The 14,677-nt window shown below is 70.4% G+C and carries 14 protein-coding genes; 6 read left to right on the top strand and 8 right to left on the bottom strand.

Annotation, left to right across the window (positions count from 1 at the left end; translation table 11 throughout):
• Positions 1-18: 18 nt before the first annotated feature.
• From QZH52_RS26180 to QZH52_RS26190, 3 genes are all read left to right on the top strand, one after another.
• Entirely contained in the window at positions 19-789 is a 771-nt protein-coding gene (locus tag QZH52_RS26180; RefSeq protein WP_286537915.1) for an ABC transporter ATP-binding protein, read from the top strand.
• Positions 786-1,505: an ABC transporter ATP-binding protein gene (locus tag QZH52_RS26185; protein WP_301813602.1), complete on the top strand. Its 720-nt coding sequence runs from the start codon at positions 786-788 to the stop codon at positions 1,503-1,505. The genes QZH52_RS26180 and QZH52_RS26185 overlap by 4 nt, the downstream gene beginning before the upstream one ends.
• Positions 1,506-1,649: 144 nt before the next feature.
• A complete protein-coding gene (locus QZH52_RS26190) occupies positions 1,650-2,753 on the top strand; it encodes an enolase C-terminal domain-like protein (protein WP_301813603.1) in 1,104 nt (367 codons plus the stop codon).
• Here the strand turns inward: QZH52_RS26190 and QZH52_RS26195 are convergent.
• From QZH52_RS26195 to iaaH, 6 genes are read right to left on the bottom strand one after another with little or no spacing between them, the layout of a single operon-like run.
• The gene (locus QZH52_RS26195) at positions 2,740-3,636 is read right to left on the bottom strand and encodes a LysR family transcriptional regulator (RefSeq protein ID WP_301813605.1); all 897 of its coding nucleotides are present in this window, start codon (positions 3,634-3,636) and stop codon (positions 2,740-2,742) included. The two genes, QZH52_RS26190 and QZH52_RS26195, sit on opposite strands and share 14 nt — an antisense overlap.
• A gap of 37 nt (positions 3,637-3,673) precedes the next feature.
• Positions 3,674-4,366: an ABC transporter ATP-binding protein gene (locus QZH52_RS26200; RefSeq protein WP_301813606.1), complete on the bottom strand. Its 693-nt coding sequence runs from the start codon at positions 4,364-4,366 to the stop codon at positions 3,674-3,676.
• Entirely contained in the window at positions 4,363-6,162 is a 1,800-nt protein-coding gene (locus QZH52_RS26205; RefSeq protein WP_301813607.1) for a branched-chain amino acid ABC transporter ATP-binding protein/permease, read from the bottom strand. The genes QZH52_RS26200 and QZH52_RS26205 overlap by 4 nt, the downstream gene beginning before the upstream one ends.
• The gene (locus tag QZH52_RS26210; RefSeq protein WP_301813609.1) at positions 6,140-6,994 is read right to left on the bottom strand and encodes a branched-chain amino acid ABC transporter permease; all 855 of its coding nucleotides are present in this window, start codon (positions 6,992-6,994) and stop codon (positions 6,140-6,142) included. Before QZH52_RS26210 ends, QZH52_RS26205 begins: the two co-directional genes overlap by 23 nt.
• Positions 6,995-7,001: 7 nt before the next feature.
• The gene (locus tag QZH52_RS26215; protein WP_301813610.1) at positions 7,002-8,150 is read right to left on the bottom strand and encodes a substrate-binding domain-containing protein; all 1,149 of its coding nucleotides are present in this window, start codon (positions 8,148-8,150) and stop codon (positions 7,002-7,004) included.
• A gap of 43 nt (positions 8,151-8,193) precedes the next feature.
• Entirely contained in the window at positions 8,194-9,600 is a 1,407-nt protein-coding gene (gene iaaH, locus QZH52_RS26220) for an indoleacetamide hydrolase (RefSeq protein WP_301813612.1), read from the bottom strand.
• Between the two features lie 206 nt (positions 9,601-9,806).
• Here iaaH and QZH52_RS26225 point away from each other — a divergent pair, with 206 nt between their 5' ends.
• Positions 9,807-10,553: a helix-turn-helix transcriptional regulator gene (locus tag QZH52_RS26225; RefSeq protein WP_301813615.1), complete on the top strand. Its 747-nt coding sequence runs from the start codon at positions 9,807-9,809 to the stop codon at positions 10,551-10,553.
• Between the two features lie 17 nt (positions 10,554-10,570).
• Here QZH52_RS26225 and QZH52_RS26230 read toward each other — a convergent pair whose 3' ends face one another.
• On the bottom strand, positions 10,571-10,873 hold the full coding sequence (locus tag QZH52_RS26230; RefSeq protein WP_301813617.1) for a hypothetical protein: 303 nt from the start codon (positions 10,871-10,873) through the stop codon (positions 10,571-10,573).
• Positions 10,874-11,095: 222 nt separating this feature from the next.
• Between QZH52_RS26230 and QZH52_RS26235 the strand changes: the two genes are divergently transcribed.
• Complete coding sequence (locus tag QZH52_RS26235) at positions 11,096-12,631, top strand: alpha/beta hydrolase family protein (protein WP_301813619.1); 1,536 nt, start codon at positions 11,096-11,098, stop codon at positions 12,629-12,631.
• A 38-nt stretch (positions 12,632-12,669) separates the two neighbouring features.
• Here QZH52_RS26235 and QZH52_RS26240 read toward each other — a convergent pair whose 3' ends face one another.
• Positions 12,670-13,554 (bottom strand): LysR family transcriptional regulator, encoded by an 885-nt coding sequence (locus QZH52_RS26240; protein WP_301813620.1) that lies wholly within the window; start codon positions 13,552-13,554, stop codon positions 12,670-12,672.
• Positions 13,555-13,697: 143 nt separating this feature from the next.
• Here QZH52_RS26240 and QZH52_RS26245 point away from each other — a divergent pair, with 143 nt between their 5' ends.
• Positions 13,698-14,675 carry a tripartite tricarboxylate transporter substrate binding protein gene (locus QZH52_RS26245; RefSeq protein ID WP_286527026.1) on the top strand — a complete coding sequence of 326 codons (978 nt, stop codon included), beginning with the start codon at positions 13,698-13,700 and terminating at the stop codon, positions 14,673-14,675.
• Positions 14,676-14,677: the final 2 nt, after the last annotated feature.

A 14,677-nucleotide genomic window follows, 5' to 3' on the forward strand; every position in this document is an offset into this window, starting at 1 on the left:
ACCCGAACAAGAGCTGACATGCTAGAAGTCAAGAACCTCTCCAAGTCCTTCGGCGGCGTGCACGCGATGCAGGACGTGAGCTTCACGGTGCGCGGCGGCTCGGTGCACTCCGTGATCGGCCCCAACGGCGCCGGCAAGACCACGCTGTTCAATCTGATCAGCGGCGTCTACGAACCCACGCGCGGCGAGATCCTGCTCGACGGCGAAAGCGTCGGCGGCCGTGCGCCCGACGCCTTGGCGCGCCGCGGCATGAGCCGGACCTTCCAGAACCTGCAGGTCTGCATGAACATGACGGCCTGCGAGAACGTCATGCTCGGCGCCCACCTGCACAGCCGCAGTTCGCTGCTGGGCGGCATGCTGGGCGCCACCCGCCGCGCCGACGCGGCGCTGCGCGAGGAGGCGCTGCGGCTGATCGACTATGTCGGCGTCGGACACCATGCGCATGCCCACGCGACCCAGCTCTCATTCGGGCTGCTCAAGCGGCTCGAGATCGCACGGGCGCTCGCCAGCAAGCCGCGCATCCTGCTGCTGGACGAGCCCGCGGCCGGTCTCAACGACACCGAGACCCACGAGATCACCGAGCTCATCCGCAGCATCGCGGCCTCGGGCATCACGGTGCTGCTGGTGGAACACGACATGAAGCTGGTGATGAACATCTCCGACCACATCCTGGTGCTCGACTACGGCCGCAAGCTGGCCGAGGGCAGCGCCGCCGAGGTGCGGGCCAATCCACAGGTGATCGCGGCCTACCTGGGCACCGAGGCGGTGGCCGAGGAGGCTTTGGCATGAGCAGCAGCGAAGGCGCCAACGTGCTGGAGGTGCGCGGCCTGGTTGCCGGCTACGGGCGCATCGAGGCCCTGCACGGCATCGACCTGGCCGTCGGCAAGGGCCAGCTGGTGGCGCTGGTCGGCGCCAACGGCGCCGGCAAGACCACGCTGCTGCGCGCGGTCTCGGGCCTCATCAAGGCCAGCGGCAGCGTCCGCCTGTTCGGCCGCGAGATCGTGCGCGACAGCGCGGACGCGCGCGTGCGGGCAGGGCTGTCGCAGGTGCTCGAGGGCCGGCAGGTCTTCGGCCCGATGTCGGTGCAGGACAACCTGCTGCTGGGCGGCTACACCCGCCCCGAGCGCCGCGACGAAAGCCTAGCCGCCATGTACGCGCTGTTCCCGGTGCTGAAGGAAAAGCGCCTGCTGGCCGCCGGTACGCTGTCGGGCGGCCAGCAGCAGATGCTGGCGATCGCCCGTGCGCTGATGAGCGAACCCAAGGTGCTGCTGCTCGACGAGCCGTCGATGGGCCTGGCGCCGCTGCTGGTGCGCGAGATCTTCGCGGTCATCGCGCGGCTCAAGGCCGAGGGCATCCCGATCCTGCTGGTGGAACAGAATGCGCATGCGGCGCTGTCGGTGGCCGACGTCGGCTACGTGCTGGAGACCGGCCGCATCGCGCTCGGCGGGCCGGCCGGCGAGCTGCTGCGGGACGAGCGGATCAAGGCCGCGTATCTGGGACTGTGAGGAGACATATGAAGACCTTGCGGGACAGACCAAGAAACTGCGCAGCAGTTTTTGCTCTGTCCTCGACTTCCTGAGACCTTGCGGGACAGACCAAGAAACTGCGCAGCAGTTTTTGCTCTGTCCTCAACTGACTAGAGGCATGCCATGAACCACCCGACAGACCCCTCGATCCTGATCGCCGCGGTCCACGCCCGCGCCGTCAACGTCCCCCTCGAATACCCGGTCCGCACCAGCGTCGGCGTGATCGCCACCGCGCCGCTGGTGCTGATCGACCTCCACGCCAGCGACGGCAGCATCGGCCGCGCCTACCTCTTCACCTACACGCCGCTGGCGCTCGAAGCCACGCGGCAGATGGTGACGGCGCTCGGCGAGGTCTTGAAGGGCCAGCCGCTAGCGCCCTTCGACCTCGACCGGCTGCTGGCCCAGCGCCTGCGGCTGCTCGGGCGCACCGGCCTCGCGGGAATGGCCTGTGCCGGCCTCGACATGGCCGCCTGGGACGCGCTGGCCGTGGCGCGCGGCCTGCCGCTGGTCGAACTGCTGGGCGGCCGACGCCGGCCGATCGCGGCCTACGACAGCCACAGCCTGGACGGTGTCGAACTGGGCGTGCAGCGCGCCGAGCGCGCCGTGGCGCAGGGCTTCGGCGCCATCAAGACCAAGGTTGGCTACGCCACGCTGGCCGAGGACCTGCGCGTGGTGCGCGCCCTGCGCCAGGCCATCGGCGACGACACCCAGCTGCTGGTCGACTACAACCAGGGCCTGGCCGGGCCCGAGGCGGTGCGCCGCATCCACGCGCTCGAAGGCGAAGGCATCGGCTGGGTCGAAGAACCGACCTTGCAGGAAGACTACGCGGGCCACGCACGCATCCGCGCGCAGGTGCGGCTGCCGATCCAGATGGGCGAGAACTGGTGCGGGCCCGACGAGATGGCCAAGGCGCTCGAGGCCGGCGCCTGCGACCTGGTGATGCCCGACGCGATGAAGATCGGCGGCGTGACCGGCTGGCTGCGCGCGGCGGCGCTGGCACAGGCCCGCGGCCTGCCGATGTCCAGCCACATCTTCCACGAGGTCAGCGTGCACCTGCTGGCGGTCACGCCGACCTGCCACCTGCTCGAACGCATGGACCTGGCGGGCCCGGTGCTGACCGAGCCGCTGGCCTTCGAGAACGGCAGCGCCATCGCGCCGCCCCAGCCGGGCACCGGCATCGCCTGGAACGAGGAGGCGGTGCGCCGCTTCGAGGTCAGAGCTTGCTGAGGGTCTGGACGGTCTCGTCGATCAGCCAGCGGTTCGCGGCGCCGTACTCGTGCCGCACATGCCAGTACGCCTGGACCTGGAAGTCCGGCAGTTCGACCGGCAGGGCCAGCGCCTTCAGGCCGCCCTGCGAGACATAGAGCTCGGCCACCCGCGAGGGCAGCAGCACCAGCAGGTCGCTCTGCGACAGCAGCGGCGGCAGCACCGTGAACTGCGGCACCCGGGCCACGATGTTGCGGTTGACGCCGCGCTGGGCCAGCGCCTCGTCGACCAGAAAGTGGCCGGTGCGCGGCGACGACACCATCACGTGCCGCGCCGCGGCGAACTCCTTCAGGCTCATCGTGTCGTCGATCGTGGGATGGGCGGAGGACATCAGGCACACGTAGTGCTCGCGAAAGAGCAGCGCGCTGCGGATCTGTGGCGACAGCGCGGGGATGTGGCCGATCGCGAGGTCGATTCGTCCGGCTGCGAGGTCTTCGCCGACGGCTTCGGCGATCTGCACGATGTCGATCTCGATGCGCGGCGCCGACTCCTGGAAGCGGCGCAACAGCGGCGGCACGAAGTACAGCACGCCGATGTCGGACATCGCGAGCCGGAAGCGCCGGGTCGACAGCGCCGGGTCGAACAGGCGCTGCTGCTCCAGCGTGCTCTCGACCGTGGCCAGCGCGTCGCGGAAGCGCTCAAACAACTGCTCGGCCAGGCCGGTCGGCACCAGCCCCGCTGCGCCGCGCGAGAACAACCGGTCGGCGTAGACCTCGCGCATCTTGGCCAGGCCGTAGCTGATGGTCGGCTGCGTGACGTCGAGCCGCTCGGCCGCCTGCGTGACGCTGCGGGTCTCGTAGATGGCGACGAAGACGCGAATGAGGTTGAGGTCCAGGTGGGTCATGACTTCTGTGTTCTTTTGCCTGGAACGGCGCGCGGCATCAGACCATCAGGTGGGCCTCCAGCGCCGCGCGACCGAATTCCGATGCCGCCCCTTTCAGCAGGCATTCGCCGTGGTCGATCGCCATCAGGTCGTCGGCCACCGCGAGCAGGAACTCCAGATTCTGCTCGACGATCACGAACCCGGCGCCTTCGGCCTTGCGGGCCCGCAACAGCGCGGCCATGCGCTCGATGTTCTCGGGCTGGACGCCTTCGGTCGGCTCGTCGAGGAGGCTGAGCGCGGCGCGCAGGCCCATGGTGCGCGTGAAGGACAGCAGCTTGCGCTCGCCGCCGCTCAGCGAGCCCGCTCGCTGAGCCATCCGCTCGCCCAGGCGCGGGAAGGCCTGCAGGCAGGCCGCGTAGCGCTGCGGGTCGCGGTCGTCGAGGTGCAGCCACAGGTTCTCCTGCACGCTGAGGTCGCCGAACACGACGTCCTCCTGCGGCGCGTAGGCCATGCCGCGCGCCAGCCGCTGGTGCGGCGCCACCTGCGAAAGGTCATGCCCGCCGAGCGTCAGCGTGCCTTCGCGCAGCGGCAGGAAGCCGGCCAGCGCGCGCATCAGCGTGGTCTTGCCGACGCCATTGCGGCCGAGCACGCCGAGCACCCGGCCGGGGCCCGCGCTGCCGCTCAGGCCCCGCAGCACCATGGTGTCGCCGTAGCCGCACACCAACGCATCGAACCTCAGGACGCCGTTCATTTCCGCGCCCCCGCATAAACCGCCCGCACCGCCGGATCGCCCTGGATCTCGGCCAGCGAGCCCTGGGCCAGCAGCCGGCCCTGGTGCAGCACGTAGACGTCGCCGCCGATCGCGGCCACGGCGCTGATGTCGTGCTCGATCACCAGCGCGGCCGCGCCCAGCCGGTCGATGACGGTCTTGATGGCATCGATCATGTGGTGGGTCTCGGCGGGGGACAGGCCGGCGCAGGGCTCGTCGAGCAGCACCAGGCGGGGTTGCGGCAGCACGGTCATCACGAACTCCAGCGCCTGGCGGTGGCCCTGCGAGAGGCTGCCCGCGCGGGTGGCGAGCTGCTCGCGCAGCGCCGGGAACAGGTCGAGCAGTTCGTCCCGCAGCGGACTGCGCCAGCCCAGCGGCGCCCGCGCCAGCGACATCGCCGGGCCGAGCCGCCCGGCCCACAGCGCCACGTCCAGGTTCTGGCTCACGCTGAGCTCGGAGAACACCGACGGAATCTGCAGCTTGCGCCCGACGTCGCGCCGCGCCACCCGCCAGGCGGCCGCGCCCGAGATGTCGGCGCCGTCGAGCAGGATTCGCCCAGAACGCAGCGGCAGCCGGCCGGTCATGACATTGAAGGCCGAGGTCTTGCCGGCGCCGTTCGGGCCGATCACGCAGCGCAGACCGGGGCCGTCGAGCGCCAGCGCCAGCCCATCGAGGATCCGCACGCCGCCCTGCGCGGCATGGACCTGCTCGAAGGCCAAGCCGATGCGCCCGTCCGGTGCGTGCCGCGCAGGCGCGTCGGTGGCCGGCACGCCAGGCGCCGCGGCGGGCCCGCGCCGCCACAACGGCCGGCCCAGCCCCGCCAGCCCTTCGGGCAGGAAGCGCACCACCCCGATGAAGATCGCACCCACCGCGACCTCCCAATAGGCGAAATGGTCGCGCAGCTCCGACGAGGCATAGCCGATGAACACGGCGCCGAGCAGCGCCCCGAGCGGGCTGGCCTTGCCGCCGACCGCGGCCCAGATCACGAACTCGGTCGACAGCACGAAGCCCATGGTGAGCGGCGTCACGATGCCCTGGTGCAGCGCGAACAGCGCGCCCGCGGCGGCGGCCAGCAGCGCCGAGAAGCCGAAGGCGAAGGCCTTGATGCGGTCGGTCGCATAGCCGAAGAGCTGCAGCCGGTCTTCGTTCTGCGCCACTGCGCTCCACAGCATGCCCAGCGGCCGCCGCAGCACCAGGCCCAGCAAGGCGGTGCTGCCGACCGCGCAGGCGGCGACCACCCAGTAGAAGCTGCTGTAGCGCTCGGTGCCCGGCAGCTCGGGGATGTCGGCCATGCCGTTGAAGCCGCCGGTGACCGCGCTCCATTGCTGCGCCGCCAGGAAGCCCAGCATCGTCATCGCCAGCGTGATGAGCGAGAAGAAGGGGCCGCTGCGGTGGCTGCGCGCGAACACCAGCCGGGCCGTGACATAGGCGACGGCCGCGGGCAGCAGCAGCGCCAGCGGCAGCGCCAAATACCAGAGCGGCTGCTGCTGCGCCGCCTTCAGCGTGCCGCCCGCCAGGTAGGCGCCGAGGCCGAAGAACAGCGCATGCCCGAGCGGCAGGAAGCCCAACCGGCCCCAGCACAGCGCCACGCCCTGGGTCGCGATGCCGTAGATCAGGAACAACGCGATCTGGTAGGCGACGAAGTCGTTGCTGGCGAAGGGCAGCACCACCAGGGCGGCGCCCAGCCACAGCGCTTCGCTGCCCGGCAGGCGCCAGCGTCGGGCCGGCCGGCACAGGGCGGCGCAAGAAGGGTGTTCAACGGCGTCCAAGGAGTCCATTCGGCTTCAGCCAGAGAAAGAGGATCGAAAGGATCAGCACCACCGCGTAGCCGCTGGTCTGGCCGGCAAGGCTGCTGACGACCGCCTGGCTGCCGCCGATCACGCCGACGCCGCCGGCGAAGCCGCCCAGCGTGCCGAGGCCGCCCACCACCAGCACGAAGAAGGCGTCGAGCAGGTAGTCGACTCCTATGCCGGGCTCGATGCGCACCAGCGGCGCCAGCAGCACGCCCGCTGCGCCCGCCAGCACCACGCCGATGACGAAGGTCTGCGAGGCCAGGCGGCGGGTGTCGATGCCCAGCGCCTGGGCCAGCATCGGGTTGCCGGTCATCGCCCGCACGCGCAGGCCCATGACGCTGCGCCGGTACCAGAAGGCCAGCCCGAGCATCAGCAGGACCGCGAAGGCGATCAGCGCCAGCCGGTAGCCGGGGTACTGCACGCCGGCCAGCGTGACCGGGGTCGCCAGGCTGCTCTCGACGTTGCGGTAGCCGCGGCCGTAGATCGCCTCGACCAGCTTGCGCAGCACCATCGCCAGGCCCCAGGTCGCCAGCAGGGTGTCGAAGGGCCGGGCATAGAGCGGGCGGATCAGCCAGCGCTCGACCACCCAGCCCAGCACGCCGCAGACGACGATCGCCAGCGGCATCGCGGTGGCGATCGGCCAGCCCCAGGCCTGCACCGTGACCACCGCGTAGGCGCCCAGCATCACGAACTCGCCGTGCGCCATGTTCATGACGCCGAGCAGGCCGAACACCACCGCCAGGCCCAGCGTCGTGAGCGCCAAGGTCGAGAGTTCGTAGGCCAGGTTCAGCGCATGGAGCAGCCAGCTGGTGTCCATCGCAGAGTCACACCTTGCAGGTCTGGCCCGACGCGATGCGCGGGAAGGTCTTCACGACCCGGAAGCCCTTGTCGTTGACGTCGGCCAGGTAGATGTCCTGCTCGACGTGCCGCGCATGCATCGTGACCGCGCCGCGCGGGCCGTTGTAGCTTGCGCCCTCGCTGGCCGGGTCCATCTTGGCGACCTCGAGCGACTTGGCCTTGGCGGCGATCGCGTTCAGCATCAGGAAGCCCTCGTACACCGATTCGGCCAGGCCGTTGAGGGCCGGCGCCTGGGCACCGAACTGCTTGAAGTAGGCGTCCGAGAAAGCCTTGGCCGCCGGGGTCTGGATGTTGGCGAAATAGCCCGCGCTCGAATAGAGGTTGCGCGCGTTCGCCACACCGATGCCGGCCAGCGTGTTCTCCTCGATCAGCGTGCCGAGGCGGATCGCCTTGTCCGCCAGGCCGAAGCTCGCGAAGGCCTTGTTGAAGCCGACCGAGGCGCCGCCCACCAGCGACACCAGCACCGCGTCGGCGCCGCTGTCGCGGATCCGGGCCAGGCTCGAATCGAAGTTGTCGACCGTGAACGGCAGGTATTCGTCGCCCACCACCTGGGCCCCGGTCTGGGTGATGTAGCCCTTGGCCGCGGCATTGGTGTTGCGGCCCCAGATGTAGTCGTTGCCGATCATGTACCACTTCTTCGGCTTGCGCTCCGAGGCCAGCCACGGGATCACGGGCGCCAGCTGCTGGGCCGGCGTCTCGCCGTTGACGTAGGTGCCCTTGGCGCATTCGCCGCCCTCGTAGACTGGTGTGTAGAAGTACGGCACCTGGCCCTTGAAGAGCCCCACCAGCGCGCCGCGCACCGCACTGTCGTGCATGCCGATCACCACCTGCGCGCCAGAGCCCTTCCAGAGCTTGAGCGCCGCCTGCGAGGCCTCGGCGGGCGGCAGCCCCGCATCGCCGACCAGCAGGTTGATGTTGCGGCCCAGCACCCCGCCCTTCGCATTCAGGGTCTGCACCGCGAGTTCGGCGCAGGCCTTGGCCGAAGGGCCGAACAGGCCCGCGGGTCCGCTCAGCGGCAGCATCACGGCCACGTTCAGTGCCGACTGCGCGCGCACGCCCGCGCTGCCCAGGGCCGCGGCAGCCGCGGCGCCATGAAGAAAGGTACGACGATCCATGAGAACTCCTCTGTTGTGATCGGGGGTGGTGCCTGCCGCGTCTTCAGCGCAGCCAGGGGGCGGAGGGCTCGGTGGGCAGGATGGCCTCGATCGCCGCGGCGACCGCCAGCAGCCGGCGGTCGCTGCCGGCCGGGCCGTCGAGCGCCAGCCCGACCGGCAGGCCCGCCGCCAGCCCCGCCGGCAGCGTGACGCCCGGGATGCCGGCGTTGCTGCCCGGGTCGGTGTTGCGGATGAAGGTCGGGAAGGTCGGGCAGCGCTGGCCGTTGAACAGCACCGTCTCGTCGTCGCCCACCGGCGCCGCGGTCAGGGGCGTGGTCGGCAGCAGCAGGGCCTGCACGCCCGAGGCGGTGAAGGCATCGGCATAGAGCGCCTGCAGTTTCACGCGCGCCAGCAGGGCTTCGCGGTAGGCCGCTTCGGGCACCGCGCCGCCGGCCAGCAGGGGCCGCGCGATGGCGGCGACGTCGGGGCTGCCGATACCGTCGACGAGCTGCTGGAGGTCGATGCCGCGGCCGGCCTCGTGCAAGTAGCGGCCCATGTCGCGCACGAATTCGAACAGCGCGATCGGGAATCCAGCCGCCCCGTTGAGTTCGGACAGCCCCGGCAGCGCCACCTCGACGCATTGCACGCCGGCCGCGCGCAGGCGCTCGACGGCGGCGTCCGCCACGGCCTGCACGCCAGGTTCGAGCGTCTCCCAGAACGGCGAACGCGGCAGGCCCAGCCGCAGCCCCGCGAGCGCCACCGGGCCCAGCGGCGCGCCGCCATCGGCCAGCACGCCGTCGAGCAGCGCGCAATCGGCGACGCTGCGGGCGATCGGGCCGGCGGTGTCGCGGGTGGCGGAGATCGGCGCGATCCCCTGCCCCGGCACCCGCCCCACCGTCGGCCGCAGGCCGACCACGCCGCACAGGGCGGCCGGCACCCGCACCGATCCGCCGGTGTCGGTGCCGATCGCGGCCGGCACCAGGCCGGCGGCCACCACCACGCCCGAGCCGCCGCTGCTGCCACCCGGAATCCGCGACGGGTCCCAGGGATTGCGCGCCGCACCCGTCACGCTGTTGTTGGTCGTGATGCCGAAGGCCAGCTCGTGCATGCTGGTCTTGCCGGCCACCAGCGCACCGGCAGCGCGCAGGCGGCGCACCACTTCGGCGTCGCGGGCCGGATGCAGGCCGTGCAGGGCGCCGGTGCCCGCGCCGCTGGGCAGCCCGACGGCGTCGATGTTGTCCTTGAGCGCCACCGGCACGCCGAGCAGCGGAAGGTCCTCGCCCGCCGCGATGCGGGCATCGGCGGCCCGGGCCTGGGCCCGCAGCGCCTCGGCGTCGAAGGCGACGTAGCCGTTGAGCGCGGCATGGGCTTCGGTGCGGGCGATCAGGGCGTCGGCGACCGCCACGCTGGTGACGGCGCCCGCCTGGAGTTGGCGCCGCAGTTCGGAGACACCGAGTTGTGTGAGCTTCATGGCCTGTTCCTTGGTCGAGTCAGCGAATGCTAGGAAGCGCAGGCGGCGCGCACACCTATCACGATTGATAGGGGCCCTACGGGTCGGCACCGATATACCGGCCGGCGCACGGCGGGCTAGCATCGCCCTCCGCCCCTTTGCACGGTCTTTGCTTTACCCACGCCATGTATCTCGCCACGGCACAGACCCGCGCGCTCGGAGACGTCATGCGTCTGCTGGCCGAGGCCACCGACCCCGACACCCTGCGCGGGGACCTCGCGCTGCCGATGCTCGACCTGCTGCGGGCCGACACCTACGTCTCGATGACCTGGGACAAGGCAGCCCGGCGCTTCGACCGTGCGAAGGCGCTCAACATGTCGCTGGAGAACCTGCGCAGCTGGGACGAGTACTACCGCTTCGTCGATCCGCTCACCTTCCCGATGATGGAGCGCCGCCATCCGACGCTCGCGACCCAGATCCTGTGCCAGAGCGACCTGGCGCGGACCGAGTTCTTCAACGACTTCCTGGCCCGCGACCACATGCACTGGGGCGTCAACGTCTATGTCTTCGCCCATGGCGAATGCACCGGCGACATGCGGATCTGGCGGCGGCGCGAGCGCGGCAACTTCGACAACAACGAGATCGAGGCGCTGCGCCTGGTCGAGCCCGCCTTCGCGGCCGCGCTGGCGCGCTTCCAGTGGGAGGCCGACCCGCTGCTGTCGCCGCAGGCCCGGGAGAGCGTCACCGAACTGCTGCAGCGGCGCTCGGCCCTGAGTCAGCGCGAAGCCGAAGCCGCCGCGCTGGTGCTCTCGGGCTGCCCGGATAAGCTGATCGCCAAGCGCATGGCGGTCGGGCTGCCGACCGTGCGCTTCCATCTGGCCAACGCCTTCCGCAAGCTGCGGGTCGAGAACCGGACCCAGCTCGCGGCCCGGGCCCAGGCGCTGGTCAACGACCCGTTCGTGGCATCGAACTGAGGCTGCAGGCGGGCCGGCTAGCGCTCGCTCTTGCCGGCCTTCGAGGCCCGTCCGTCCCAGGCAAACGAGACGCCGACCAGCAGCGCCACCCAGACCACACCCGAGAACAGCGCGCCGCCCCAGTGCGTGCCACTGCTGCAGTCGAGCTCGAAGTAGCGCCCCAGCGCGCTGTTGCCGTCGGGAATCAGCATCGCCAGCTTGGCGGGCAGGAAGAAGACGAACTGGAGCCAGGCCATCAAGGTCGACAGCACAGACCCGCCGGCCGACCCCATCTCCGTCGCCGCCTCCAGCCGCTTGCACTGGTCAATGAATATCGCCACCTGGAGCCTCTGCGCCGACCATGGCGCCGTCGGATTCTGACCCGGATGCGCCTGTCGCCAACGTGATAGCGGTCGCGGGTAACTCCGCAGGGCCGTGCCGGCGCGCGCCCCTACGCTCCGACCGCCGGTGATGTCGATCGGTCCAGGTCGAAGGCGCGCCGGCGTTTCGTGTCCCCCGTGTTTGCCAACAAATCAACCAAGAAATCCCGGAGACAAATCCCCATGCAACCCAGTCGTGTCCAGTTCCTGGCCTTGGCCACCACCTTGAGCCTCGCGGCTTGCGGCGGGGGCGGCAATTCCGTCCCGTTCATCGCCGCGGCGCCCGCGCCGGCCCCGGCCGCCGCGGCGGCGGCGCCTGCCGCTGCACCCGCGCCCGCGCCCGCGCCCGTGGCGGAAGAAAAGCGCGAGCAGGACAACCGCAACAGCTTCGTGCCCGCGGACCCGAGCGCGACCACCTTCGCTGCGATGGCGGCCGACCCGGCCGACACGGTCGACAACAGCACCACCAGCCGCTGGGCCGGCGTGCTGGGCGGTGCCGCGTACCGGGTCGAAGTGCCCGCCAACTGGAACGGCAAGCTCGTCATGTACGCCCACGGCTACGCCGGCACCGGCAACGCGCTGGGCGTCAACAATCCGTCGATCCGCCGCTACCTGATCCAGAACGGCTACGCCTGGGCCGCATCCAGCTACAGCAAGAACTACTACGACGTGCGGGTCGGCGTCGAGGACACCAACGCGCTGGCGCTCGAGTTCAACAAGATCGCCGCCGCCGCCGGCCGCACGTTGGCAGCGCCCAGCAAGATCTTCATCACGGGCCACTCGATGGGCGGCCACATCACGGCCGCGGCGATCGAGGACGAGGCCTACGCCACCGCCAACCACAAGGTCCGGTACAACGGCGCGGTGCCGATGTGCGGCGTGGTCGGCGACACCGAGCTGTTCGACTACTTCGCCGCGGCGCAGGTCACGGCGCAGGCACTGGCCGGGGTGCCGAAGTATCCGTTCATCAACTGGTCGGACATCTCGGCGCAGGTGACGGGCGCGCTGTTCACGAGCATGGCCACGCCGGTCGCCCTGACGCCGACCGGCGTCAAGTACGCCTCAGTGATCCAGAACCTCACCGGCGGCCCGCGGCCGATATTCAGCCTCGGCCTCGCCTACGGCGGCTCGTTCTCGGCGGTCTGGGGCGTATTCGGCGGCGACGGCACGATCACAGGCATCCTCAACAAGAGCGTGATCGACACCAACCGCTTCACCTACATCGTCGATGGCGACGCAACGACTTCGAGCCAGATCAACGCCTCGGTGCTCAAGCTCACGGCCGTGGCCGATGCCAACCGCCTGCGTACCGACGGCCTGCGCTGGATTCCCAAGGCCAACGGCGAGTTCAAGATCCCGGTCGTGACGCTGCACACGCTGGGCGACCTCTACGTGCCCTTCAGCATGGAGCAGATCTACCAGAAGCGCGTGGCCGCCAAGGGCAACAGCGGCTGGCTGGTGCAGCGCGCCATCCGCGGCGCCACTCACTGCGACTTCACGGTGGCCGAGCAGGTCGCCGCCTTCGACGCCATGATCAAGTGGGAAGGCGGCGGACCCAAGCCCGCAGGCGACGACGTGGTCACGCCGGCGACCGTGGCCGCGACGACCTATGGCTGTGCCTTCACGAACAACACGATCGGCATCGACGACACGACGGTCAGCACCGCCACCCTGCGCAACCTGATCGTCAACAGCCCCGGCGGCGCCTGCCCTCCCTGATCGGCCGAGGCGGCGCGGCGCCCCCGGGGCCGCGCCGTTCAGTCGTGCAGCAGCTCCTGCATGAGCGCGCGCACGATCGCCAGCCCCGGCGCCTCCGTGCGCCGGCGCAGCGTGACCAGGCCAAAGCGCGCGCTGCGCTCCATCGGCGGGTTCATCCTGAGTTCGACCAGGTCGGGCGCCGCCGCACGGATCGCCAGCAGCACCGCATCGGTCCGGCGCGCCACCTCGACCAGGCTGGCGACCTCCTCGCACTGCAAGGTCACGCACTGCGCCGGATGCGCCTCGGGCCCGTAGGTCTCGATCAGGCTGCGCGCCACCTCGTCGCTCAGCGGCGTCGAGGCGATCGGATAGCGCTGCACCGCCTCGAAATCCACGCCGTTGCGCCTGCACGCCAGCGGATGGCCGCGCCGGCACATGAAGACCCCGCGCATCTCGCGCAGCATGCTGATCTCGAGATCGGCACCAGGCGCCAGCGAGCGCGCATCGAGCACCAGCGCGTCGAGCGCGCGGGCGCGCAAGGCCTGCGCCAGCAGCTCGGTGCCGCCGCGCGCCACCACCACCCGCACCTTCGGATGGTGGGTCGCCATGTGCATCAGCAGCGGCGTCATCAGCATGGCGCCCGGCCCCGAGCCCATGCCGACGCGGATCGCGCCGCCCTGCCCTTCGCGCATCTGCCGGCCGCTGTCGCGCAGCTCGCCGGCCTCGGACACCAGCTGGCGGGCTCGCAGCACCACGTCGCGGCCGAAAGGGGTGAGCTCGCTGCGGCGGCCGATCCGGTCGAACAGCGGCATGCCGAGTTCGTCCTCGAGCGCGCGGATGCTGCGGCTGAAGGCCGGCTGCGTGATGCACATCGCCTGCGCCGACTTGCTGAACGAACCGCTCTCGGCCAGCGCGAGCAGGTGCCTGAGCTGGACCAATGTCATCGGGCGGCCCCGCGGGATGCATGCATTGAAGTAATCATTTGGCGGACAACAATGCATTGGATGTTCTCACGCGGCGATCCTACGATGCAAGCGCGTCCCCGCTCCGAGGGACGGCCCCACAGCCCATCGTCATCAGGAACCCCATGAAGACCTTCTTCCAACGTTCTATCGCCGGCCTGCTGCTGCTGGCCGCAGGCGCCGCGTTCTCCCAGAACTACCCGAGCAAGCCGATCAGCCTGATGGTGCCGTACCCCGCGGGCGGCCCTTCGGATGCCGCGGCCCGGATATTCACCGCGCCGCTGGGCAAGGAGCTGGGCCAGCAGGTGATCGTCGACAACCTCGGCGGCGTGTCCGGCGCGCTGGCGGCGCAGAAGGTGCTCGCGGCGCCCGCCGACGGCTACTACCTGTTCCAGGGCTCCCCCAACGAGGTCATCCTCGCACCGCTGGCCAACGCCGCGGTCAAGCTCAAGGCCGAGGACTTCCGCCTGGTCCATCCGGTGACCGACGCCGTGATGGTGGTGGTCGCGCGCAAGGACCTCCCGGCCAACAACATCGACGAGCTGATCGCGCTGGCGCGCAAGAACGCCGACAAGCCGCTGACCTACGGCAGCGTGGGCATCGGCTCGCTCTACCACCTGATCCTCGAGGACGTCCAGAAACGCACCGGCATCCAGCTGATCCATGCGCCGTACAAGGGCAACGCGCCGCTGCTGACCGACATCGGCGGCGGCCAGGTCGACTTCGCGGTGCTGGTCTACAGCGCCGGCATGGGCGCAATGGCCGACCAGGGCCGACTCAAGGTGATCGGCCAGCTCGGCGCCCAGCGCTCGGAGCTCTTGAAGAACGTGCCCACGGTCAGCGAAGGCAAGGAACTGAAGGATTTCGCGTTCCAGATCTGGAGCGGGTTCATGGTGCCGAAGAACACGCCCGAAGACGTGGTGCAGCGCCTGCACAAGGCCATCGGCGCCACCTTGAAGGACCCGGGCGTGCGCGCGCAGCTGGCGGCCCAGACCCAGTTGGCAGCGCCGCCGATGACGCTGGCCGAGGCGGCCAAGTTTTACGAAGCCGAGACCGCGCGCTATCGTGCGATCGCCAAGTCGATCAACCTGCAACCGCAATGAGG

It is taken from the genome of Variovorax ginsengisoli, from assembly GCF_030486595.1.
GTDB classification, from domain to species: domain Bacteria; phylum Pseudomonadota; class Gammaproteobacteria; order Burkholderiales; family Burkholderiaceae_C; genus Variovorax; species Variovorax ginsengisoli_B.